This is a genomic window from Nocardioides sp. NPDC000445 (assembly GCF_040300245.1).
In the GTDB taxonomy this organism is placed as follows: domain Bacteria; phylum Actinomycetota; class Actinomycetes; order Propionibacteriales; family Nocardioidaceae; genus Nocardioides.
In genome coordinates this window covers 447,890-470,211 of the sequence record NZ_JBEPDH010000001.1, presented here as the reverse complement: position 1 = coordinate 470,211, position 22,322 = coordinate 447,890, and the positions used below count along the sequence as shown (strand labels likewise).

The window sequence follows — 22,322 nt, the reverse complement described above, 5'->3', positions numbered from 1 at the left end:
GATTGTCATGTGTCATGACGACTTTGACCAATGACGAGGCGGTGCCGCAGAGCACGCAGAAGACGCCGCTGGTGGCGGCCGGGCTGCTCATGGCGGTCGTGTCGGCGGTCACGTTCAGCCTCTCGGGCCCGCTGGGACGCGGCCTCTTCGACACCGGCTGGTCGACGGGCGGCGTGCTGATCTTCCGCGTCGGCATCGGCGCGGTGGTGCTGGCCCCCTTCGCGCTGCGCGCGCTCGCCGGCCGGTGGCGGGGTGCGGCCGCGAGTTGGCGGGTCGTGGTGGCGTACGCACTGCTGGCCATCGTGGTGCCGCAGTTCGCGTTCTTCTCGGCGGTGCAGTGGATGGCCGTCGGGCCGGCGCTGCTGCTGGAGTACATGGGGGTGGTGCTCGTCGTCGCCTGGATGTGGCTGCGGCACGGCGAGCGGCCCTCGCGGCTGACGATGGTCGGTGCGCTGGTCGCGATCGCCGGGCTCGTGCTCGTCCTCGACCTGGTCAGCGGTGCGAACGTGCACCCGTTCGGCATCCTGTGGGGCTCCGCCGCCGCCGTCGGGCTGGCCGGCTACTACGTGCTCAACGCCCACTCCAGCACCACGCTGCCGCCGCTCGCGCTGGCCTGGCTCGGTCTGACCGGCGCCACGGTCCTGCTCGCGCTGCTCTGCCTGGTCGGAGCCATCCCGTTCGCGATGGAGACCGCGCCGGTGGTCCTGGCGGGCCTGGAGATGCCGTGGTGGGGCCCGCTGATCGGTCTCGGCGTGCTGACCTGCTCGGTCGCGTACGCCACCGGCATCGCCGCCACCCGCACCCTCGGCTCGCGGCTCTCGTCCTTCGTGGGGCTTCTCGAGGTCGTCTCGGCGGTCGTCGTCGCCTGGCTGCTGCTCGGCGAGGCGCCCGGCGTCATTCAGCTCATCGGCGGGCTGGTCGTGCTGGTCGGCATCATCGCGGTCCAGCAGGGAGAGCAGTCGACGACCGCCTCCTGACATCGCGAAGCGCCGCACGCATCGGCTGCGTGCGGCGCTTCACAGGTGGGTGGAGCTAGCGCTCGTCCTGCGCCCTGACGTAGACCTCGCGGACCAGCATCAGGATGGCGGCCGCCGTCGGGATCGCCAGCAGGGCGCCGACGACACCGAGGAGCGAGGCACCGATGAGGGCCGCGATCACCGTGATGACGCCGGGGATGTCGACCGAGCGGGACATGACCCGCGGATAGACGACGTAGTTCTCGAACTGCTGGTAGGCGATGTAGAAGATCACCGCGATGAGGCCGGTCTTCAGGTCGGTCGTCGCGAAGGTGATCGCGCAGACGATGACCGCGCCGATGGTGGCCCCGATCATCGGGATCACGTCGGTGATCATGACGACGAAGGCCAGGGCGACGGCGTACTCGCCCATCCCGATGACGAAGAGCAGTACCAGGGTGGACAGACCGGCGCAGAGCGCGACGACGAACGCCCCGGAGACATAGCCCCCGATGCCTTCGAAGACCCGGTCACCGAGCTTGCTGACCCGCTCGCGGCGCGAGGCCGGGGCGAGACGGTAGATGGCGTTCTTCGTCTGGTCGTAGGCGGCGATGAAGTACAGCGTCAGGACGATGACGATGAAGCCCGTGACGAGCACGTTGATCACCGCCAGGCCCACCCCGAGCGCTCCGCCGAAGGCACTGCTGACGAAGTCGCCGCTGGCGACGTAGTCCTGCACCTTGTCGAGGATCTGGTATTCCTCGTTGAGCTGCTGGATGCGCTGGTTGCGCTGGAGCTCATCGACCCAGTCCGGGACGTTGGCCGAGATCTTGGCGACCTGGTCGCTGATCACCGGCACGAGCGCCACGAAGAAGAGCACGAGGGCGCCCAGCACGCCGAGGATGACGCTCAGCACCGCCCACGGCCGTGGGAAGCCACGCCGCTGCAGGAACACCACCATCGGGTTGATCCCCGCGGCGATGAAGAGCGAGACCACCACCTGGAGGATCACGCTCCCCATCGTGGTGAGGAGGTTGCCCGCTGCGTAGGCGGTCAGCAGACCGAGGCCCAGGAGCAGCCCGAACAGGTAGGGCGACCTCCGGTCGAACGGCGGTCCGGGCTTACCGAACCGCTTGTCCCGTTCGCTCTCCTGCTCCGGCTCCTCCACGTCGATCGCGGCCTCGCTGTCGACCGTCGCGTCGTCGGCGGAGTCGGTCTGGGCAGACGTCGTCTCCGGACCGTCCGCAGGACGGTCGGCAGCGGCCCCGCTCACCGGCTCTCGGTCGCAGTCTCGGGCTCGCGGATGGCGGTCTTCTCGGAGGGCTCGTCGTAGTCGTCGTAGTCGTCGTCGAGGTCGTCGTCCGAGTCGACCAGGGTGACGCTCTCGTCGACCACCAGCTCACCGTCGACGATGTCCTCGTCCTCGGTGATCGGCTTCGGCGCTTCCAGCTCGGCCGGGTCCTCGGTCTTGCCGAACCCGGAGACCAGGTCGGTGAGCGAGGAGAGCTGAGCGGCGATCGCGTCGCGACGCTTGGTGAGGCGGTCGACCTCGGCCTTGATGATCGCGTGGCCCTTCTCGGCCTCGACGGTCGCGGTGGAGGCGAGGTGGTCTGCCTCGGCGCGAGCCTTGGACAGGATCGCCTCGGCGTCGCGGCGGGCGCGAGCGATGATCCCCTCGGACTCCTTGGCCAGCTCGGCGCGCTGGTCGGCGACGTGCTGGGCAGCGATCCGGGCCCGCTCCTCGGCGTCCGCGGCGCGGGTCTCGCCCTCGGTCACGATGCGAGCGGTCTCGGCCATCGCCTGGTCGTGGTGGTCGGCGGCCTCGCGGGCGAGACGCTCGCGCTCGACGGCGAGCATCCGCCGGGCCTCCTGGACCTCGCGGTCCGCGCCGGCGCGTGCCTTCTCGACCTCACGCTGGGTCGACGTACGCAGCTGGGTGACCTCCTGCTGCACGGCGAGCCGGATCTGGTCGGCCTCGCGCTTGGCAGCGGCGAGCAGCTCGTCGCTCTCGGCCTGCACCATCTTGCGGGCCTGCTGGACCTCCGAGGTCACCTTCTCGCGGTGATCGTCGATCTCCTTGTAGTGCGTCGTACGCAGCGCCTCGATGTCGCGCTGGGCGGACGCCTTGGTCGCGGCGGCCTCACGCTGGGCGGCCTCGCGGATGACCGCGGCCTCCTTCTCAGCGGACTCCTTGACCGCGGCGGCCTCCTCCTCGGCCAGCCGGAGCATCGCGCTCGCGCGACCACCCAGGGAGGCGTAGGACGGGGCTTCGTTGCCCTGGGTGGCAGCTGCCTTGAGGTCGGTGACCTTGCGCTCGAGCTCGGCGATGCGGCGCTGGGCGTTGCGCAGCGCCGACTGACCCTGGCCGTTGGCCTGGAGCAGCTGCTGCACCCGCGCGTTCACCGTGCCGGGGTCGTATCCGCCACGCCGCACGACCGGGAAGGCTGGGAGTGAGCCAGGAGCCGGTGGAGCCGAGTTGTGGCCGGAGCTGGGCGATCCGGAAGCGCCAGGAACCCGTGGGAGAACCTGCGTCTCCGTCGAGTCCTGGTCAGGCTTCTTCCGAGGCTCTGAAGCCTCGTTGAAGATGGATAGTCCCTCATTCGTCATTTGTGGCGGATTCCTCACACTTTAGGGGGGTTTGTGTCTTGCCCTCTGCTCCCAAAGGGCAAGACTACGGCCGGTCACCCCTCGCGCAAGGGGAGACCGGCCGTGAATCCAGTCTCAAATGGGCTATTTACCCGGGCTGGCTGTCTCAGATTCCGCGGAACAGGTTGATCTTGTCGATGTGAGCCGCGCGCTTCTCCTCGTCGAGGACGCCGAGGCCCTCCTCGGGAGCGAGACAGAGCACGCCGACCTTGCCCTGGTGCTTGTTGTGGTGGACGTCGAGCGAGGCCTGGCCGACCTCTTCGAGGGTGTAGGTCCGCGACAGCGTCGGGTGGATCTTGCCCTGGGCGATGAGGCGGTTGGCCTCCCACGACTCGCGGTAGTTCGCGAAGTGGCTCGAGATGATCCTCTTGAGGTTCATCCACAGGTAGCGGTTGTCGTACTCGTGCATGTAGCCCGAGGTCGACGCGCAGGTCGTGATGGTGCCGCCCTTGCGGGTCACGAACACCGAGGCACCGAAGGTCTCGCGGCCCGGGTGCTCGAAGACGATGTCGATGTCCTCGCCGCCGGTGAGCTCGCGGATGGCCTTGCCCAGGCGCAGCCACTCCTTCGGGTTCTGCTGGGTGCCGTCCTCGTTCCAGAACTTGAAGTCCATCTCGGAGCGGTTGATGACCATCTCGGCGCCCATGTTGCGCACGATCTTGGCCTTCTCCTCGTTGGAGACCACGCAGACCGGGTTGGCGCCGCCGTTGAGGGCGTACTGCGTCGCGAAGCCGCCGAGGCCGCCGGAGGCGCCCCAGATCAGGACGTTGTCGCCCTGCTTCATGTTGCCGCCGTTGGCGGAGACGAGCTGGCGGTAGGCGGTGCAGTTGACCAGGCCGGGGGAGGCGGCCTCCTCCCAGGTCAGGTGCTCGGGCTTCGGCATCAGCTGGTTGGCCTTGACCATCGCCACGTCGGCGAGGCCGCCGAAGTTGGTCTCGAAGCCCCAGATGCGCTGGGAGGGGTCCATCATCGTGTCGTTGTGGCCGTCGGGGGCCTCGAGCTCGACCGAGAGGCAGTGGGCGACGACGCGGTCGCCGGGCTTCCACTTGGTCACGCCGGCGCCCACGGCCAGCACGACGCCGGACAGGTCGGAGCCGACGATGTGGTAGTCGAGGTTGTGGCGGGCGCCGAGCTCGGACTCCTTGCCGTAGCGCTCCAGGAACCCGAAGGTGGAGACCGGCTCGAAGATCGAGGTCCACACGGTGTTGTAGTTGATCGCCGAGGCCATCACCGCGACGAAGGCCTCGCCCGGACCGAGCTCGGGCAGGGCGACGTCCTCGACGTGGAGGGACTTGCGCGGGTCCTTCTCCTTGGTCGCGACGCCCTCGAACATGTCGACCTCGTCCTTGTGGACGGTGGCGGCACGGTAGTGGTCGGGGATCTCGAGGTTCGCAAACTCCTCGCCGGGCGTATCGCCGGCGAGGATCGCGTCGAGGATGTGTTGCATGGTCGGCTCCTGCGTCGTCGTAGGGGTCGCGGTTGACTCTAGTTCGGTGGACATTACTGGTGAGTAACCGCAATGACCAGCCTGATGTGACACATGACTCTTGGATCGTTCACGTGCCGTGGTTAGCTCTCGGGCTCAGTGCGCGGCGTCGGCGGCCGGCTCGACGAGCTCGACCAGAACGCCGCCTGCGTCCTTGGGGTGGATGAAGTTGATCCGGGAGTCGGCGGTGCCGCGTCGCGGTGCGTCGTACAGAAGACGTACACCGCGCTCCTTAAGGATCGCCGAGACGTGCTCCACGTCGGTGACCCGGTAGGCGAGCTGCTGCATGCCGGGGCCGTTGCGGTCGAGGAACTTGGCGATGGTGCTGTTCTCGTTGAGCGGGGCGAGCAGCTGGAGCTTGTTGTCGGAGTCGCCGATCGCGATCATCGCCTCCTCGACACCCTGCTCCTCGTTGGTCTCGCGGTGGGCGAGCTTCATGCCGAAGGTCTTCTCGTAGAAGTCGATCGCCGCGTCCAGATCCGCGACGGCGAGACCGACGTGGTCGATCTGGGTGAACAGGTGCGGTGGGATCTCTACGGATGTCATGGGCCTACTCTCCTTGAGGTCAGGGTCAACGGGCACAATGTGTGATGACAGCCACACCGGGCTGCGCTCAACACTCTTCCAACTGAGGTTACTAATTAGTAACCTCGGAGCAGATCAGCACCACCAACATTTGGAGGACCCATGTCCAACGTCATCGTCGCCGGGGCGCGCACGCCGATCGGCCGCCTGCTCGGCGGGCTCAAGAGCCTGTCCGCGGCCGATCTGGGCGGCATCGCCATCAAGGGCGCCCTGGAGAAGGCGGGCGTCTCCCCGGATCAGGTCGACTACCTGATCATGGGCCAGGTCATCCAGGCCGGTGCCGGCCAGAACCCGGCGCGCGCCGCGGGCATCGCCGGCGGGCTGCCGATGAACGTGCCCTCGATCACGATCAACAAGGTCTGCCTCTCCGGCCTCAACGCCATCGCCACGGCCGACCAGCTGATCCGCGCCGGTGAGGCGGAGATCATCGTCGCCGGCGGCATGGAGTCGATGACCAACGCGCCGCACCTGCTGCCGAAGTCCCGCGAGGGCTTCAAGTACGGCGACACCACGCTGGTCGACTCGATGGCGTACGACGCGCTCTACGACCAGGCCACCCAGCAGGCGATGGGCGGGCTGACCGAGCAGATCAACTCCGAGGGCGTGAAGCTCACCCGTGAGGAGCAGGACGCCTTCGCCGCCACCTCGCACCAGCGCGCCGCCGCGGCCCAGAAGAACGGCGTCTTCGACGACGAGATCGTTCCGGTCTCCATCCCGCAGCGCAAGGGCGACCCGATCGTGATCAGCGCCGATGAGGGTGTGCGCGGCGACACCACCGCCGAGTCGCTCGGCAAGCTCCGTCCGGCGTTCTCCAAGGACGGCACCATCACCGCCGGCTCCGCCTCGCAGATCTCCGACGGTGCTGCCGCCGTCGTGGTCATGTCGAAGGAGAAGGCCGAGTCGCTCGGTCTGGAGTGGCTGGCCGAGATCGGCGCCCACGGCATGGTCGCCGGCCCCGACTCCTCGCTGCAGCTGCAGCCGGCCAACGCCACCGCCAAGGCCCTCGAGAAGGAGGGCATCACCGCCGCCGACCTCGACCTCGTCGAGTTCAACGAGGCGTTCGCGGCCGTCGGCATCGAGTCCACCAAGAAGCTCGGCCTCGACCCCGAGATCGTCAACGTCAACGGCGGCGCGATCGCCCTCGGCCACCCCGTCGGCATGTCCGGTACGCGGGTCGTGCTCCACCTGGCCAACGAGCTCAAGCGCCGCGGCGGTGGCACCGGTGCTGCCGCGCTGTGTGGCGGTGGCGGTCAGGGCGACGCCCTGATCGTGCGGGTCCCCAAGGCCTGAGCCATCGCTGAAGTGAGCGACCTGGTCGCGCGCGCCCGGGGCGGTGAGCCCCGGGCGGTCGCGCGGCTGGTGTCGTACGTCGAGAACGCCCCGGTCGGCGGGGGAGAGCGGCTCCGTGAGGTGATGGCCGCGCTCGCGCCTCACGGCGGGAACGCCCACATCGTGGGGCTCACCGGCGCGCCCGGGGTCGGGAAGTCGACCACCACCTCCGCGCTGGTCCGCGAGCTGCGCTCGGAAGGGCGCACCGTGGCGGTGCTGGCGGTCGACCCGTCCTCGCCGTTCTCCGGCGGCGCGCTGCTGGGCGACCGGATCCGGATGACCGACCACGCCACCGACCCGGGTGTCTTCATCCGCTCGATGGCCTCCCGCGGCCACCTCGGCGGCCTGGCCTGGTCGGCACCGCAGGCGATCCGGGTGCTGGACGCCGCCGGGTTCGACATGGTGTTGGTCGAGACCGTCGGTGTCGGCCAGTCGGAGGTCGAGATCGCCGGGCTCGCCGACACCACCGTGGTGCTGCTCGCGCCCGGCATGGGTGACGGCATCCAGGCGGCGAAGGCCGGAATCTTGGAGATCGGCGACCTCTACGTCGTCAACAAGGCCGATCGTGACGGCGCGACCAAGGTCCAGCGCGACCTGCGCGGGATGCTGCGCCTGACCGACCGCACCGAGGGGGCCTGGACCCCGCCGGTGCTCACCGCCGTCGCCCAGTCCGGCAAGGGGCTGGCCGAGGTCGTCGGCGCGCTCGACGAGCACCGCGAGTGGCTGCGCTCCAGCGGGACGCTGGAGCTGCGGCGTACGCGTCGGGCTCGGGCCGAGGTCGAGGCCATCGCCGTCGAGACCCTGCGCGCGCGATGGTCGAGCGTCGGCTCGGACGGCGACCTCGACGCCCTGGCGGCAGAGGTGGTCAAGGGCGTACGGGACCCGTACGCCGCGGCCGACACCCTCCTCGACGACTAGAGTTGTCCCGGCGTACGGCCTGTTCTCTCGCCATGGGTTCGGCGGAGTCACTATCGTGGGCGGTGTGAACCTCTTCGGTGTCGACATCTCCAAGCACCTTCTGCGTGACGAAGGTGAGGTCGTGGTTGACGAGGTCACCCATCACTGGGTCTCCTACATCAAGCCGGTCGTCTACGCGATCCTCGGGCTGGCGCTGATGATCGTGGCAGCGACGATCAACATGAATGTCGCCTGGATCCTGGTCCTGCTCGCGTTCGGGCTCGTCGGGTACGCATTCTGGCGGGCTCTCGTGATCAGCCGGGACCGGTTCGTGGTCACCAACATGCGCATCTTCCGCGTCCACGGCGTGCTCTCGAGCGAGCTGGCGACCATGCCGCTGGCGCGAGTCCTCGACATCACCGTGAAGCAGTCGTTCACCGGCCAGATCTTCAACTACGGCCACTTCGTCTTCGAGTCGGCCGCCCAGGAGCAGGGCCTCAACAACATCTACTTCGTCGGCCGGCCGAACGAGCGAGACCTGACCATCCAGCGCGTCGTCCAGCGCGCGGGTCTCCGCGGCAGCGTGGGTTAGGCCACCCCATAGGATTGACCGCATGACGCAGCAGCCGTTCTCCCGTCCCGGAGCCGTCGACCTCTCCGGGCTCGCCAGCACCACGCCCGCACAGGACGCCCCCTTCGGCGGTCCGGCCGATGCGGCTCCCGCCCAGGGGCGGAGCGCCGGCTCCTACACCGTCGAGGTCGACGAGCAGATCTTCCAGTCGGTGCTCGAGGCGTCGATGACCGCTCCGGTCGTCCTGGTCTTCTACTCGGCCTCCCGCGCCCCCGAGAGCGTCACCTACGCGCGCGACGTGTCGACGGTCGTGGAGGAGTACGACGGCCGCTTCCTGGTCGGCCTGGTCGACATCGACAAGAACCCGCAGATCGCGCAGGCGCTGCAGGTTCCCCAGGTGCCGCTCCTCTACATCCTGCTCGATGGCCGGCCGGTCACCCAGCCGATCCCGGGCGCGCTCAACCTCGAGGAGCTGCGTACGGTCTTCCAGCAGCTCGGCCAGCAGCTCACCACCCAGGGGATCGGCGGGCGGCACAAGCCCAACGCCCTCGGCGGTGCCGTGGCGTCCGAGGACGGGGACGAGCCGGCGATGGATCCGCGCTACGCCCCGGCCCAGGACGCCTTGGAACGCGGCGACATCGACGCCGCCGTGGCCGAGTACGAGAAGCTGATCGCCTCCAACCCCGCCGACTCCGAGGCCGCCGCCGGGCTGGCGATGGCCAAGGTGCTGCAGCGTACGCAGGGGGTCGACCTCAACGCTGCCCGTGCCGCCGCCGCGGCCGCGCCCGACGACGTCGACGCGCAGACGCTCGTCGCCGACCTGGACCTGCTCGGCGGCCACGTGGAGGACTCCTTCCTCCGGCTGGTCGAGCTGGTGCGCCGTACGTCGGGGGACGAGCGCAACAAGGCGCGCCAGCACCTGCTGGGGCTCTTCGCCGCGGTCGGCAACGACGACGAGCGGGTGCTCAAGGGCCGTCAGTCGCTGGCCTCTGCCCTGTTCTGATCTCGATCGTTCTCAGCCGCGAGGGCGGTCAGCACGGCGGTGACCGCCGGTGAGGCGGCCATCGTGCGCCGGTGCAGCGCGAGGATCTCGCGCGTGGGGACCGGGTCGACGACGCGTACGGCGACCAGGTCCTCACCCAGCGCCGCCCGGCCCATGCGTGGGATGAGCGCGATCCCGAGCCCGGCTCGCACCAGGGCGAGATGGCTGTCGAACTCCATCGACACGTGAGCGATCCGCGGCAGCTGGCCGGTGCCGGCGTACATCCGGTTCAGCCACTGCCGGCAGATCGTGCCCTCCGGCGTCGCGATCCAGTCCTCGGCGACGAGGTCGTGCGGGGTCACCTTGGCGAGCTGGGCCAGCGGATGGTCGCCATGGGCGATCATGTCGGCGATGTCCCGGTGGAGCTCGGTGGTGACGAGATGGTCGGGGATGGAGAGCGGCACGTCGCCCCAGGAGTGCACGACGCCGATCTCGCTGTGACCGGTGGCGACCAGGTCGACGGTGTCCCACGGCTCGCGCTCGGAGAGCGTGAGGGCGAGGTCGGGATGGTCGACGCGGAGGCGGCCCGCGACCGGTGCGACCAGTCCGCGCATCGCGGTCGAGAAGGCGGTCAGCCGCAGCCGACCGGCCACGGTGGTGGCCTGTTCGTGCAGTCCTGACTCCAGCGACTCCATGTCGGCGAGCAGCCGAGACCCCTCCTCGACCAGGTGCCGGCCGGCGTGGGTGAGCATGACGCCGCGCCCGATCCGCTCCAGAAGAGGTACGCCGACCTGCCGCTCGAGCCGCTTGACCTGCTGTGACACGGCGCTGGGGGTGAAGCCCAGGGCGTCGGCGGCCGCCACCACCGAGCCGTGGGTGTCGACGGTGCGGAGGGCGACGAGCGAGGCGAGGTCGATCATGAAGAAATGCTACGTCATCGGATGAAGAATCATTCGCTGGTGCTTCATGTTCTTGGGGGTCATCGTTGAGGGTGTGAACCGTCGTGACTCGCTGCTCGCCGTGCTCGTCGCCGTCCTGTGGGGCTTCAACTTCGTCGTCATCGACTGGGGCCTCGAGACGCGCGACGGGCATACGGTGCCGCCGCTGCTCCTGCTCGCGGTGCGGTTCGTCCTGGTCGCCTTCCCGGCGGTGTTCCTGCTCCCGCGGCCGAAGGCCTCGTGGCGGGTGGTGGCGGCGGTCGGGATCTTCATGAGCCTGGGCCAGTTCGGGCTGCTCTACACGAGCATGGCGGCCGGGATGCCGCCTGGGCTCGCCGGACTGGTGCTCCAGGCGCAGGTCGTGCTCACCATCGTCCTCGCGGCCGGCGTGCTGCGCGAGCGGCCCACCCTCATGCAGGTGGTGGGCGTCGTCGCCGGCGCTCTGGGGCTGGTCGTGGTGGCGCTCGGACGGGGCGGTCACGTGCCCGTCGTCGCGCTGGTGCTCTGCCTGCTCGCCGCGCTGTCGTGGGCGATCGGCAACGTGATCTCCCGGGCGGCCAAGGTGCCCGGCGGCCTCTCGCTGACGGTCTGGTCGGCCCTGGTCGTCCCGATCCCGCTGCTCGCGCTCTCGCTGGTTCTCGACGGACCCGAGGGGGTTCGCGAGGGGGTGGCCGCCTTCGGCTGGGAGGCACTCGTCTCCACGGCCTACACGGTGGTGCTGGCCTCGTTCGTCGGCTACGGCATCTTCAACTCGCTGCTCGCGCGGCACCCGGCGTCGTCGGTGGTGCCGTGGATCCTGCTGGTGCCCCCGGTAGCGATCGGCTCGGCCTGGCTCCTGCTCGGGGAGGTGCCGAGCGCGGGCGAGCTCGCCGGCGGTGCTCTCCTGGTGATCGGGGCGCTGGTCGCTCAGGGAGTGGTACGCCTGCCGCGGTCCGGTGGGGTCGCCGGGCCGCTCCCGGATCTCGTCGAGAGCGGGAAGCGCAGCTGAGCGCTCTCCTGGCCTGAGTGCCGGACTGGCCGCATGCGGCCAGTCCGGCATTGGGCCTCCCGTCATACGTGTGACGTGCGCCATACTGAACCTCCGTTGGAGTTGAATCGTTTCAGGAGGTGCGATGAGAGCCCTGGTCACCCTGGCATTGGTGGCGTCAGCAGTCGGTCTGATGCCGTCCGCGGCGGTCGCGAGCGACCCGTCCGGCGGGGTTTCCGCCCCGGCCCGACTCAGCGTCGGAGGGGTGAGCGACCCGATCGGCATCGACGACCTCACCCCCGATCTGCAGTGGCGCAACGGTGCCGGCGTCGCCCGGCAGACGGCCTACCAGGTCCGGGTCGCATCCACCCGCAGCAGGTTGGGCGACCCTGACCTGTGGGACAGCGGCCGCGTCCGCTCGGCCGCGATGGCGACGTCTTACGCGGGCGACCGCCTCGGCTCCCGCGACAAGGCCTTCTGGCAGGTCCGGGTGTGGGACGCCGACGGCCAGGTGAGCGAGTGGAGCCGGCCGGCCTCCTTCGAGATGGGTCTGCTCGACGAGTCCGACTGGCAGGGCCGGTGGATCACCGACGAGCGCTGGGCCGCTCCGCTTCACCAGGACGTCAGCATCGGCGCCCAGCAAGCCCGCTACGTACGGCTGACCGTGATCGACCTCGGCCGACCCGGCGAGCCCCTGGACGACCCGGACTGGAAGCCGCGCCTCGAGCTCGGCGAGATCGAGGTCACCCACGGCGCCGACGGGGCCAACCTGGCCGAGGGCGCCACCGTGACGGTCTCCGAGGAGAACTCGGAGCCGGGCGTGTGGGATCCCGCCTACCTGACCGACGGCAAGGTCACCACCGCGGACGACCCGCGCGGCTACCGCAGCGACTACCACCCCGAGACCGACGTCCAGGACCAGCCGATCGTGATCACGATCGACCTCGGCGAGCCGACGGCGATCGACACGGTCCGGCTCTACTCGTTGTGGGACGCGCCCAGCGACTACGGCACCACGCCGAACTTCCCCCGCGACTTCCAGGTCTCGGTCTCCGCCGATGACACGACCTTCACCAAGGTCGGGCCGCGGACCAAGGTGACCGCGATCTCCAACCTGCACGCCTCTCCGGACGGACTGCCGGTGCTGGCCCGAGACTTCACCGCGGGTGACGACGTCGCCTCCGCGCGGCTCTACGTCACCGGCGAGGGCGTCTACGACGCCTCGCTCAACGGCGAGCCGGTCTCGCCCGATCTGCTGCAGCCCGGCAACACCGAGCACAGCGTCCGGGTCCCCTACGCGACGTACGACGTGACCCGGCTGCTCCGCAGGGGCAGCAACACCTGGGGGATCGAGCTCGGCAACGGGATCTACAACGTCTTCAACACCCCCGAGATCCCCAAGCGGTACATGAAGGCGGCCGCCGGGCACGGCGCCCCGCGGGCGATGGGACAGCTCGAGATCACCTACCGCGACGGCCGGCGCCAGACGGTCGCGACCGGCTCCTCGTTCAAGTCGACCCTCGGCGAGGTCACCTTCTCGAACTGGTACGGCGGCGAGGACCACGACGCCCGGCGCGACCTCGGCGCCTGGAACGAGCCCGGCGCGGACCGTGACGGCTGGCGCGACGCGGTCGACATCGGCGCCCCGGCGGGCGACCCGGCGCTGGTGGCTCAGCAGAGCCCGCCGATCCGCCAGGTCGACACCCTGGAGACCGTTGCCGTCAAGGAGCCGAAGGCGGGGACGTACGTCTTCGACCTCGGCACCAACTTCGCCGGCTGGCAGCAGCTGACGACCAGCGGTCCGGCCGGGACCACGATCACGATGCGTCCGGCCGAGAAGCTCAAGGCCGACGGCACCGTGGACCAGGGCAGCGTCGGTGGCGACATCCGGGACCGGTTCACCCTGGCCGGCACCGGCGAGGAGACGTTCACCCCGAGGTTCGTCTACCACGGCTTCCGCTACCTCCAGGTCGAGGGGCTGACCACCGCACCGACCGCCGAGACGGTGAAGGGGCTGGTGCTGCGCGCGAGCGACCGGGCGGTCGGCTCGTTCACCACCTCCGACCCGCAGATGACCGGGATCCACCGGATCATCGACCGCTCGGTGCAGTCCAACATGTACTCCGTCTTCACCGACTGCCCGCACCGCGAGAAGCTCGGCTGGCTCGACCAGACCAACCTGGTCTTCGACACCCTGGCCTACGGCTACGACGTCCAGGCGCACTACCGCAAGATGCTGCAGGACGTCGTGGACGCCCAGCAGGGCAACGGGCTGATCCCGACCACGGCGCCCGAGGACGCCCTCTTCGCCGGAGCCTTCCGGCACGACGCCAACTGGGGCGCGACCCTGGCGGTCTCGTCCTGGCAGATCTACCAGTGGTACGGCGACGACAGCGCCATGCGTGCCCACTGGCCGCAGATGGTGGAGTACGCCGACTACCTGACCTCGATCTCGAAGGAAGGCATCGTCCCCGGCGGCCTCGGTGACTGGATCACCCCGGCCTCGCCCGCCACACCGCCGGCGCTGACCCAGACCTGGGCCTACCACCGCATCCTCACCCACATGAGCCGGATCGCGGGCGCCCTCGGGCGCGACGCGGACGCCGCTGCGTACGAGCAGAAGGCGGCGGAGGTGGCCACGGCCTTCCACGCGACCTTCTACCAACCGGAGACCGGTCTCTACGGCAACGGCGACCAGGCCAGCCAGGCCCTGGCGCTTCAGGAGAACCTCGTCCCGGCCGACCTGCGTGCCGGCGTCCTGGACAGGTTCGTCCAGCAGATCCGCGCCGCGGACGACCACATCGTCGTCGGCGAGGTGGGTCTGTACGCCGCCGTCGACCTGCTCTCCCGGGAGCGGCTCGACGACGTGCTCCACGACTGGGTGCAGCGCGACGACGGGGTCAGCTACGGCAAGTTCCTCGCCGCCGGCGCGACCTCGCTGCCGGAGAGCTGGACCAGCTCCGGCGCCTCGCAGAACCACTACATGCTCGGCGCGATCGACGCCTGGTTCACCGGTGGGGTCGCCGGCATCACCCAGGCCGACGACTCGGTGGCCTGGAAGAAGGTCGTCATCGAGCCCGCGCTCGTCGGCGACGTCGAGTCGGCAGCGTCCTCCTACGAGTCGGTCCGGGGCACGATCTCCAGCTCGTGGGTCCGGGCGGACGGACAGGTCCGGCTCACCGTCACGATCCCGCCGAACACCACCGCGACCGTCCGCGTCCCGGCAGCCGAGGGCGTCCGGGTCACCACCCCGACCGGCGCCCGCCGGGTGACCTCGACGGTCCCCGGGTTCGCCGAGTTCGAGGTCGGGACCGGCACGTACACGTTCATCACCAGGTAGGGAGCAGAAAATGATCCGACTCACCGGCGTTCTCGCCGGCACCGTGGCCCTGGCGACCTCGCTCGCGCTCGGGGCCGTACCCACCGATCCTGCGGTGGCGACCCAGGCGACGGAGGCGGCGACCGAGGCGCGCGGCTTCGATCCGGCGGCCTTCGCCGATCCGCCCAGCGACAGCCGCCCGGCGTTCTACTGGTACTGGACGGGCAACGTGACCCCGGACGTCGTCGACGCGCAGATGGCGGAGATGCGCGACAAGGGCGTCTACGAGGCGGTCCTCTTCCCCTACGGCGGCGACAAGATGCAGCCGGCGTTCTTCACCGACGCCTGGTTCGACATCGTCGAGCACGTCCTGCGGGAGGCGCAGCGCACCGGGATGAGGATCTGGCTGTTCAACGACAGCAACTTCCCCAGCGGCAAGGCCGGCGGAATCATCGCCAACGGCGGCACGGTGGGGGACAAGACGTACGAGCCGAGCCCCGAGCTGCGGCTCAAGGCCCTGCAGCGCTCGACGCGGGTCGTCGAAGGCCCGGCGACGATCGACCCGGCCGAGTCCAGCGGTCTCAGCGTCGAAGGCGGACGGCTCGTCGTGGACGCGGCCATCCGCGAGGGCGCGCACCCGATCAGCTCCGGTGCGACCTGGGGCGACTACACCGCGACCGGGAAGGTCACCCTGACCGCCTCCGGCGCGCAGCTCGTCGTACGCGCCTCCGAGGACGGCAGCCGCGGCTACCTCGTCGACGTCGACGTGAAGGGCAAGGCCAGCGTCTGGCGCCTCGATGGCGGCTCGCGGACCCGGCTGACCACCGGCGTGAACACGCCGGGATTCTCGCCACGTCGGGAGCAGACGATCAGCGTCACCGTCGCCGGTGACCGGATCCAGCCGGTGATCAACAAGACCGTCCAGCCGGTGGCGGTCGACGCGACGTACGCCGCGGGTGCTCCGGCGGTCAGCGCGGAGTTCGGTGGCGTCGGGATCGAGGACGCGGTCGAGGGCCTTCAGCGCGTGCAGTGGAACGACCTGACCGTGACCGACCCGGCCGGGGCCGCGCTGTGGTCGGAGACCTTCGACGACAGCGAGGCGATCGGCGACTTCGGCGGCCCGCTGGTCAGGCTGAAGGACACGGTCGCGGCAGCGGCTCGCCCGACGGGATCGCCCGACGGCGGCGACCTGGTCGAGCTCACTCCGAACCTCGAGGACGGCTCCTGGTCGGTGCCGGCGGGGCGATGGCAGGTCGACACCTTCGCCCACACGACCTTGGTCGACGACACCAGCGGCTACCACCGCGGCTACCTCAATCTGCTCGACCCCGACGCGACCGACCGGCTGCTCGAGGTGGTGCAGGGCGAGACCTGCGCCGCTTCGGCTGGGCGATGGGCTCGGTGGTGCCCGGCTTCTGGGACGACGAGCCGTTCATCTCCTCGGCCGAGCCGTGGCCCTTCAAGCGGCTCGCCTGGTCCGATGGTCTCGCGGACCTGATCGAGGACGCGGGTGGGTCCCCGGGCGTCGCGTACGCCGCCGCCTCCGATCAGCTCGGCCGCACCGGTGAGCAGCACGCCGGAACCTACTGGCGCGCGGTCAACGACGCGTTCGCGACCAACTACTACCAGCGCCAGGCCACCTGGATGGGCGAGCACGGGCTGCAGCTGATCACCAACCCGCTCCTCGACGAAGAGGGCCCGCAGCAGCGGATGCACAGCACCGGCGACCTGGCCAAGAACAACCAGTACGCCCAGGTCCCCGGCACCGACATGATCACCACCGACTACACCGCGGGCAAGCAGACCACCCTGATGCGCAACGCCGCCTCGGCGGCCCACCAGAGCGGCGCCGAGCGTGCCCTGGTGGAGGTGTTCGGCAACTCCGGGTGGGGTGTCGCGCCGGAGTACATGCACGCCACGATCGGTGCTCTGGCCACCCGGGGAGCCAACTTCACCGCGCTGCACGCGATGTGGACCGACGAGAAGCAGGTCTACTTCGCGCCGCCGTTCGGGCCCGCCAGCACCTACTGGGACGCGATGGGCGACGTCGACGCCTGGATCGGCCGGGTCATGGAGCTCGGCCGGGGCGACTCGCTCGCCCGGACCGCCCTGGTCCAGCCGCAGCGGGCCGCGGAGCAGACCAGGTCGACGGACGCGGAGCACGAGCTCGACGACCACCTCAGCGGCGCCGCCTTCGCGCTCGAGCGCGGCCAGGTCGACTTCGACCTGGTCAGCGACGGTTCGCTGTCCGGTGATCCGGGCACTCGCTATCAGGCGCGCTCCGACGACGGCGTGCTGAAGGTCGGCGAGGCGAGCTACCGGATGCTCGTGCTGCCGACGACACCGGTGCTGGACCTGGAGACGGCTCGGACCCTGAAGAAGTTCGTACGCGGCGGCGGCCGGGTGGCGGCCGTCGGGCCGTTGCCCGAGCTCGAGGCCGGCGGTCGGAGCGCGGAGCTGGAGCGGGAGCTGCGCTCGCTGTTCGGTGGCGCCTCGGCGGGGTGGACCCGTCACGGCGAGGGCCACGTCGCCCTCGTCGCGGACGCGGACGCTCTCGGTGGGCTCGCGGCTTCCGCCGGTGTCTCCGCCGCCGAGCTCAGCCCGGCCGCACCGGCGGTGCGGGTGCTGCGTACCAGCCGGGACGGGGACGTCGCGTTCCTGGTCAACAACGAGAGCGACCAGGCCGTCACCACCTCGGCGACCCTCCCGGTCGACGGTGTGCCGGAGATCTGGGATCCGCGGGACGGCAGCACCGAGGTCGCCGCGACGTACGACGAGGGCGGGAGCAAGGAGACCACCGTGCCGTTGCGCCTCGACCCCTACGAGACGCTCGCGATCGTCTTCCAGAAGGGCACCACGGCAGGCGCGCACCTGGTCGGTGACCAGGTCGCCGAGTCGGTGACCCGGAGCGGGAAGGCGCTCGAGGCGACCGTCTTGGTCGACGAGCCCGGGACGACGGCTCTCACCGGCAAGGACGGGCAGCGGACCTACCGCGGCGAGGCCACGACGACCGACGCGCTGCAGCCGATCGCGCTGGACGGTCCGTGGACGGTGAAGCTCGAGCGGGAAGGCGAGACGGAGCAGACCCGGCCGCTGGGATCGTGGACGACCATCGACCCCCGCTTCTCCGGGAGCGCGACCTACCGCACCTCCGTCGACGTCACCGCCGCCGACCTGGCCGGACGGCGGATGCTGCTCGACCTCGGCGAGGTGCGCGACATCGCGCAGGTCACCATCAACGGGGTCGTGCTGCCGCGGGCGCTGTGGCGTCCGTACGTCATCGACGCCACCGAGGCGCTCCGTGCCGGCGCCAACACGATCGAGGTCCGGGTCACCAACACGCTGCTGAACCAGCGCGGCAAGGCCAACCAGGTCCCGCCGACCTCCGGTCTGCTCGGGCCGGTCAACCTCCGTCCGAGGGCGGTGGTCGTCGCGGAGTTGACCGCGTCGAGGTGAGCCAGAGCTAGGGGCGGCCCGACTCGGTATAGGTCGGGCCGCCCTTCAGCGCCGCCAGGGCGGCCTCGACCCGGCGCGCGGTGAAGTCGGCGGCCCGCTCGCGGACCTCGTCGAGGGTGCAGAACGCCACGGAGCGGATCTCGCGAGGCTGGAGGGTGGTGCGCTCGACGATCGATGCCGGGTGGACGCCGCCGTCGAAGACCAGGCAGACGGCGTCGTCCCAGCCGCCCCACGGCGGCAGCCAGTCGGTCAGCAGCAGGTCGCCGGCGGGGAGGACGAGGGCGAGCTCCTCCTCGATCTCGCGGGTGGTGGCGAGCTTCGGCGACTCGCCGACCTCCACGATGCCGCCGGGCAGGTCCCAGTCCTTCTTGTAGGTCAGCTGGCACATCAGGACGCGCTCCTCGGCGTCGCGCACCAGCATCTGCCCGATCGCGCGCTTGCGCGGGAGGAACGAGTTGAGCAGCGCCCGGAAGCCCTCGGGCGCCTCCACCGGGGCATCGCTCGCGACCCGGGCGTAGATCATCCGGTCCTTGCCGCCCGCCACGCCGCGGAGCAGCCCCTCGCGGTGAAGTCCCGACCAGGTCGCGGTGCGCTGTTCGGACGGGTCCTCCGGGTCGACCAGCGCCTCCACCCGATGATGGGTGAGCAGCGCGGCGGCCACCTCGCGGCGTACGACATCGACGGCCTCGCCCGCGGCCCACTCGATCCGGGCAACGCCCTCCGCCACCGTCGTCGTCTCTGGCTCGCTCACGCGACCACCCTAGCGAGGCGGACCTGTCACAGCCCGGGGGTCGTCGGTGTCTGGATGGGTGACGAGACGATCCCACGACACAGGAGGGCACCGATGCCCAGCACGTTCAGGATTCCGAAGGCAGCGAACCCGCTGACTCCCGCGTCGGTAGGGTCGGGCACATGAGTGAGTCCGAGGGGGCGAGCGCGGGCGCCGCGACCGAGGTCTTCGTCGCCCACCGCAACCTGCTCTTCACGGTGGCGTACGAGATGCTCGGCTCGGCCGCCGACGCCGAGGACGTGCTCCAGGAGACCTGGCTGCGCTGGGCCGAGGTGCCGCTGGAGGAGGTGCGCGACCACCGCGCCTATCTGGTGCGGATCACGACCAGGCTCGCGCTCAACCGCATCCGGACGCTCTCGCGCCGCAAGGAGACGTACGTCGGCCCGTGGTTGCCCGAGCCGCTGCTGACCGCGCCCGACGTCGCCGAGGACGCCGAGCTCGCCGACTCGCTCTCGACCGCGGTGCTGCTGGTGCTGGAGACCCTCTCGCCGACCGAGCGCGCGGTCTTCGTGCTGCGCGAGGTCTTCGCGCTGGGCTATGACGAGATCGCGGCTGCGGTGGACAAGTCGCCCGCCGCGGTGCGGCAGATCGCCCACCGGGCGCGCGACCACGTCGCCGAGCGGCGGCCGCGCGAGTCGGTCTCGGCGGCCGAGGCGCGGCGCGCGTTGGAGCGGTTCCGTGACGCCGCGACCGGCGGCGACCTGCAGTCGCTGCTGGACGTGCTCGCCCCCGACGTCGTGCTCTTCTCCGACGGCGGCGGTGTGGTGCAGGCGGCCCGCAGGCCGATCCACGGCGCCGAGAAGGTGCTCCGGTTCTTCGAGGGCCTGGCCACGAAGTTCGGCATCCCCAGGTTCGAGCTGACCAGCGTCAACCGTGCCCCCGGGATGCTGGTCTACTTCGGCGACGAAGTCGACGGCGTCGTCACTCTGCACGTCGAGGACGGCAAGGTCACCGGCCTCTACTACGTACGCAACCCCTCCAAGCTCAGCGGCGTCGTCGAGCAGGTCCAGCTGGAACGCTGAGGCCGACGCCGGCCCCGAGGTGGCGCGTGCAAGGGTGACGACCTACGTGCTGCTGCTGGGAGGTCGGCGATGGAAGAGCGGGTCGAGGGTCGGCCACTGCTCGCGGTGCTGGTCACGCTCTGCGTGACCGTCACCGCGGCGTACGGCGTCCTCTACTACGCCTTCACCGTCCTGCAGCCGCGGATCGTCGACACCACCGGATGGTCGGCGGCCGCGATCACGACCGCCTTCTCCGCCGGGACGCTGGTGGGCGCCGTCGCGGGCATCCCCGTCGGGCGGGTCATCCAGCGTTTCGGGCCGCGGTGGGTGATGGCTGGGGCCAGTCTGCTGGGGGCGGTGTCGCTGCTCGTGGTCGCTGCCGCGCCCTCGTACTGGATCTTCGCGCTGGGCTGGCTGCTGGTGGGGCTCTCGACCGCCGGCACCTTCTACCCGCCGGCCTTCGCGGCGCTGACCCACTGGTTCGGTACGCGGCGGGTCGATGCGATCACGACGCTCACCCTCGCCGGCGGATTCGCCTCGACGATCTTCGCGCCGCTCACCGATGCGCTGGCGGGGTGGGTGGAGTGGCGATGGACGTACGTGATCCTGGCCGGCGCCTTCGTCGTGCTGACGTTCGTGCCGAGCATCGTCGTGCTCGATCTCGCCTGGAAGCCTTCTGCTCCGGCCAAGGACGGCCGTCCTGTGCGGGACCGGGACGTGCTGCGCAGCAGCCGGTTCGTGCTGCTCACCCTCGCGGGCACGCTGGTCTCGTTGGCCGTGTTCGCCTCGATCGTCCACCTGGTGCCGTTCCTCGTCGAGCACGGGCTGAGCGCCACCACCGCCGCCTGGGCTCTCGGGCTCAGCGGCGCCGGCCAGGTCGCGGGGCGTGCGTTCTATCCGATGCTCGCACGGCGCTTCGGTGTCCGCGCCCGGATGCTCGGGGGAGTGCTCTGGTTCGCCGCCTCGGTTGCGCTGCTTCCGTTGTTGCCTGCGGTCGGCTGGGTGATGATCGTCGTCGCGGTGCTCACCGGCACCGCTCGCGGGCTCTACACGCTCATCGCTGCGACCGTCGTCAGTGACGTGTGGGGGCCGGAGAGGTACGCCGCGCTCAACGGTGTCTACTCGGCTCCTGCTGGGGTTGCTGGTGCGCTTGCTCCTGCTGTGGGGGCTGCGCTGGCGACGGTGTTGGGCGGGTATGACGCGCTCTACTGGGTGCTTGCTGGGACTGTGGTCGTTGCTGCGTTGCTTGCTGGAGCCGCGTTTGCGGCGAGGCCGGACTAGGGGACGACGACGGCGCGGCCGCGAAGCGTGCCCTCGTGAAGTCGCCGGTACGCCTCAGGTGCCTCGTCCAGGGAGAACCGCTCCGTCTCCACGTGCACGAGCCCGGCGCGGGCGAGGTCGAAGACCTCCATCAGCTCCGAGCGCGAACCCCAGTAGGGAGCTCGGATCACCGCGTCGTACGGCTTGGAGAGCGTGCCCACCTGAGCGCTGGCGGTGTTGACGCCGACGATGACCAGGTCGCTCTCCACACCGATCACGGACGAGGCCAGGTCGACGGTCGGCTGGGCACCGACGAAGTCGAAGACGGCGGTGACGCCGCGCGCGCCGACTACCTTGCGGATGTTGTCGGCGGCTGTCTTGTCGGACAGGAAGGCGTGGTGGGCGCCTACGTCGGTGGCCAGGGCGAGCTTGTCCTCGTTGAGGTCGAGTGCGATCACGGTCGCGGGGGAGAGGGCTCGCAGCAGCTGGATCGCGACGTGGCCGAGGCCGCCTGCGCCGATCACGACGGCGGTCGAGCCGGCGACCAGCTTGGGCAGGGAGCCCTTGATGGCGTGGTAGGGCGTCAGGCCGGCGTCGGTGAGCGCCACGTTGGCGACCGGGTCGAGGTCACCGAGTGGCAGCAGGTGGCGGGCGTCCGGCACGAGCACGTACTCGGCCATGGTCCCGTCGGTGCCGAGCCCTGGCGGGCTGATGTGGAGCTCGGCGGCGCGCTCGCAGTAGTTCTCCTTGCCCTGCGCGCACGGGTAGCAGCGGCCGCAACCCTGCGGACCGTAGATCGCGACCGGCTCACCGGGCTCGATCCCGTGCGCCCCGTCGCCGAGGGCGTCGACGACCCCGACACCCTCGTGCCCGAGCGTCATCGGCAGCGGGTAACCGAACGAATGCCAGGCATCCTCCGGCAGGCCCATCAGGAAGGAGTCGGAGTGGCAGGCGCCGGCGGCGGTGATCTTCACCCGCACCTGGCCCGGTGCCGGCTCGGGCACCGGAACCTCGCTGATCTCCGGCGCAGCGCCGATCGTGACGTACCTCAGAGCCTTCATCGTCGATCTCCAGACCGGCAGGACCCCCGCCCGCCTGCGTCCCGTTCTACCCTGGCGTCCGTGCGGGCGCCAGGGTAG

18 protein-coding genes are annotated in these 22,322 nt (G+C 70.3%); 11 read left to right on the top strand and 7 right to left on the bottom strand.

The features are described from left to right. Nucleotides 1–14 precede the first annotated feature (14 nt). On the top strand, nucleotides 15–977 hold the full coding sequence (locus ABT304_RS02175; RefSeq protein WP_350713142.1) for an EamA family transporter: 963 nt from the start codon (nucleotides 15–17) through the stop codon (nucleotides 975–977). A 55-nt stretch (nucleotides 978–1,032) separates the two neighbouring features. Here the strand turns inward: ABT304_RS02175 and ABT304_RS02170 are convergent, their stop codons facing one another. The 4 genes from ABT304_RS02170 to mce all read right to left on the bottom strand — a co-directional run bounded on the left by ABT304_RS02170 (nucleotide 1,033) and on the right by mce (nucleotide 5,634). After that, nucleotides 1,033–2,229 (bottom strand): AI-2E family transporter, encoded by a 1,197-nt coding sequence (locus tag ABT304_RS02170; protein WP_350713141.1) that lies wholly within the window; start codon nucleotides 2,227–2,229, stop codon nucleotides 1,033–1,035. Beyond that, on the bottom strand, nucleotides 2,226–3,389 hold the full coding sequence (locus ABT304_RS02165) for a coiled-coil domain-containing protein (protein WP_160027800.1): 1,164 nt from the start codon (nucleotides 3,387–3,389) through the stop codon (nucleotides 2,226–2,228). The genes ABT304_RS02170 and ABT304_RS02165 overlap by 4 nt, the downstream gene beginning before the upstream one ends. A 319-nt stretch (nucleotides 3,390–3,708) precedes the next feature. Beyond that, nucleotides 3,709–5,049 (bottom strand): crotonyl-CoA carboxylase/reductase, encoded by a 1,341-nt coding sequence (gene ccrA, locus ABT304_RS02160; protein WP_160027802.1) that lies wholly within the window; start codon nucleotides 5,047–5,049, stop codon nucleotides 3,709–3,711. A gap of 135 nt (nucleotides 5,050–5,184) precedes the next feature. Further along, entirely contained in the window at nucleotides 5,185–5,634 is a 450-nt protein-coding gene (mce, locus tag ABT304_RS02155; protein WP_350713140.1) for a methylmalonyl-CoA epimerase, read from the bottom strand. A gap of 141 nt (nucleotides 5,635–5,775) precedes the next feature. Here mce and ABT304_RS02150 point away from each other — a divergent pair, with 141 nt between their 5' ends. From ABT304_RS02150 to ABT304_RS02135, 4 genes are all read left to right on the top strand, one after another. After that, a complete protein-coding gene (locus tag ABT304_RS02150) occupies nucleotides 5,776–6,963 on the top strand; it encodes an acetyl-CoA C-acetyltransferase (protein WP_350713139.1) in 1,188 nt (395 codons plus the stop codon). Nucleotides 6,964–6,975: 12 nt separating this feature from the next. Next, entirely contained in the window at nucleotides 6,976–7,920 is a 945-nt protein-coding gene (meaB, locus tag ABT304_RS02145) for a methylmalonyl Co-A mutase-associated GTPase MeaB (protein WP_350713138.1), read from the top strand. Between the two features lie 64 nt (nucleotides 7,921–7,984). Further along, a complete protein-coding gene (locus ABT304_RS02140) occupies nucleotides 7,985–8,491 on the top strand; it encodes a PH domain-containing protein (protein ID WP_350713137.1) in 507 nt (168 codons plus the stop codon). A gap of 22 nt (nucleotides 8,492–8,513) precedes the next feature. After that, nucleotides 8,514–9,473, top strand: coding sequence for a co-chaperone YbbN (locus tag ABT304_RS02135; protein WP_350713136.1), 960 nt, complete (start codon nucleotides 8,514–8,516; stop codon nucleotides 9,471–9,473). On the opposite strand, the gene ABT304_RS02130 is transcribed toward ABT304_RS02135, so the two are convergent. Continuing rightward, nucleotides 9,446–10,372 carry a LysR family transcriptional regulator gene (locus ABT304_RS02130; RefSeq protein ID WP_350713135.1) on the bottom strand — a complete coding sequence of 309 codons (927 nt, stop codon included), beginning with the start codon at nucleotides 10,370–10,372 and terminating at the stop codon, nucleotides 9,446–9,448. The genes ABT304_RS02135 and ABT304_RS02130 overlap by 28 nt on opposite strands. Nucleotides 10,373–10,445: 73 nt before the next feature. On the opposite strand from ABT304_RS02130, the gene ABT304_RS02125 reads away from it, so the two are divergent. From ABT304_RS02125 to ABT304_RS02110, 4 genes are all read left to right on the top strand, one after another. Next, the gene (locus tag ABT304_RS02125) at nucleotides 10,446–11,378 is read left to right on the top strand and encodes an EamA family transporter (RefSeq protein WP_350713134.1); all 933 of its coding nucleotides are present in this window, start codon (nucleotides 10,446–10,448) and stop codon (nucleotides 11,376–11,378) included. A 124-nt stretch (nucleotides 11,379–11,502) separates the two neighbouring features. Beyond that, nucleotides 11,503–14,697, top strand: a complete 3,195-nt coding sequence (locus ABT304_RS02120) for a family 78 glycoside hydrolase catalytic domain (protein WP_350713133.1) — start codon at nucleotides 11,503–11,505, stop codon at nucleotides 14,695–14,697. A 10-nt stretch (nucleotides 14,698–14,707) separates the two neighbouring features. Continuing rightward, nucleotides 14,708–16,174, top strand: coding sequence for a hypothetical protein (locus tag ABT304_RS02115; protein WP_350713132.1), 1,467 nt, complete (start codon nucleotides 14,708–14,710; stop codon nucleotides 16,172–16,174). Continuing rightward, nucleotides 16,069–18,132, top strand: a complete 2,064-nt coding sequence (locus tag ABT304_RS02110) for a glycosylhydrolase-like jelly roll fold domain-containing protein (protein WP_350713131.1) — start codon at nucleotides 16,069–16,071, stop codon at nucleotides 18,130–18,132. The genes ABT304_RS02115 and ABT304_RS02110 overlap by 106 nt, the downstream gene beginning before the upstream one ends. A gap of 7 nt (nucleotides 18,133–18,139) precedes the next feature. Here the strand turns inward: ABT304_RS02110 and ABT304_RS02105 are convergent, their stop codons facing one another. Then, the gene (locus ABT304_RS02105; RefSeq protein WP_350713130.1) at nucleotides 18,140–18,883 is read right to left on the bottom strand and encodes an NUDIX domain-containing protein; all 744 of its coding nucleotides are present in this window, start codon (nucleotides 18,881–18,883) and stop codon (nucleotides 18,140–18,142) included. A 161-nt stretch (nucleotides 18,884–19,044) separates the two neighbouring features. Between ABT304_RS02105 and ABT304_RS02100 the strand changes: the two genes are divergently transcribed. Then, nucleotides 19,045–19,944, top strand: a complete 900-nt coding sequence (locus tag ABT304_RS02100; RefSeq protein WP_350713129.1) for an RNA polymerase sigma-70 factor — start codon at nucleotides 19,045–19,047, stop codon at nucleotides 19,942–19,944. A gap of 69 nt (nucleotides 19,945–20,013) precedes the next feature. Further along, on the top strand, nucleotides 20,014–21,204 hold the full coding sequence (locus tag ABT304_RS02095) for an MFS transporter (RefSeq protein ID WP_350713128.1): 1,191 nt from the start codon (nucleotides 20,014–20,016) through the stop codon (nucleotides 21,202–21,204). Here the strand turns inward: ABT304_RS02095 and ABT304_RS02090 are convergent. Next, a complete protein-coding gene (locus ABT304_RS02090; protein ID WP_350713127.1) occupies nucleotides 21,201–22,244 on the bottom strand; it encodes an NAD(P)-dependent alcohol dehydrogenase in 1,044 nt (347 codons plus the stop codon). The genes ABT304_RS02095 and ABT304_RS02090 overlap by 4 nt on opposite strands. Nucleotides 22,245–22,322 lie beyond the last annotated feature (78 nt).

Bases quoted from the DNA above. Each gene is read 5' to 3' on its own strand.
- ABT304_RS02175 (WP_350713142.1), top strand. From the start codon at position 15: ATGACGACTTTGACCAATGACGAGGCGGTGCCGCAGAGCACGCAGAAG.
- ccrA (WP_160027802.1), bottom strand. From the start codon at position 5,049: ATGCAACACATCCTCGACGCGATCCTCGCCGGCGATACGCCCGGCGAG.
- mce (WP_350713140.1), bottom strand. From the start codon at position 5,634: ATGACATCCGTAGAGATCCCACCGCACCTGTTCACCCAGATCGACCAC.
- ABT304_RS02150 (WP_350713139.1), top strand. From the start codon at position 5,776: ATGTCCAACGTCATCGTCGCCGGGGCGCGCACGCCGATCGGCCGCCTG.
- ABT304_RS02135 (WP_350713136.1), top strand. From the start codon at position 8,514: ATGACGCAGCAGCCGTTCTCCCGTCCCGGAGCCGTCGACCTCTCCGGG.
- ABT304_RS02130 (WP_350713135.1), bottom strand. From the start codon at position 10,372: ATGATCGACCTCGCCTCGCTCGTCGCCCTCCGCACCGTCGACACCCAC.
- ABT304_RS02120 (WP_350713133.1), top strand. From the start codon at position 11,503: ATGAGAGCCCTGGTCACCCTGGCATTGGTGGCGTCAGCAGTCGGTCTG.
- ABT304_RS02115 (WP_350713132.1), top strand. From the start codon at position 14,708: ATGATCCGACTCACCGGCGTTCTCGCCGGCACCGTGGCCCTGGCGACC.
- ABT304_RS02110 (WP_350713131.1), top strand. From the start codon at position 16,069: ATGGGCTCGGTGGTGCCCGGCTTCTGGGACGACGAGCCGTTCATCTCC.
- ABT304_RS02100 (WP_350713129.1), top strand. From the start codon at position 19,045: ATGAGTGAGTCCGAGGGGGCGAGCGCGGGCGCCGCGACCGAGGTCTTC.
- ABT304_RS02095 (WP_350713128.1), top strand. From the start codon at position 20,014: ATGGAAGAGCGGGTCGAGGGTCGGCCACTGCTCGCGGTGCTGGTCACG.
- ABT304_RS02090 (WP_350713127.1), bottom strand. From the start codon at position 22,244: ATGAAGGCTCTGAGGTACGTCACGATCGGCGCTGCGCCGGAGATCAGC.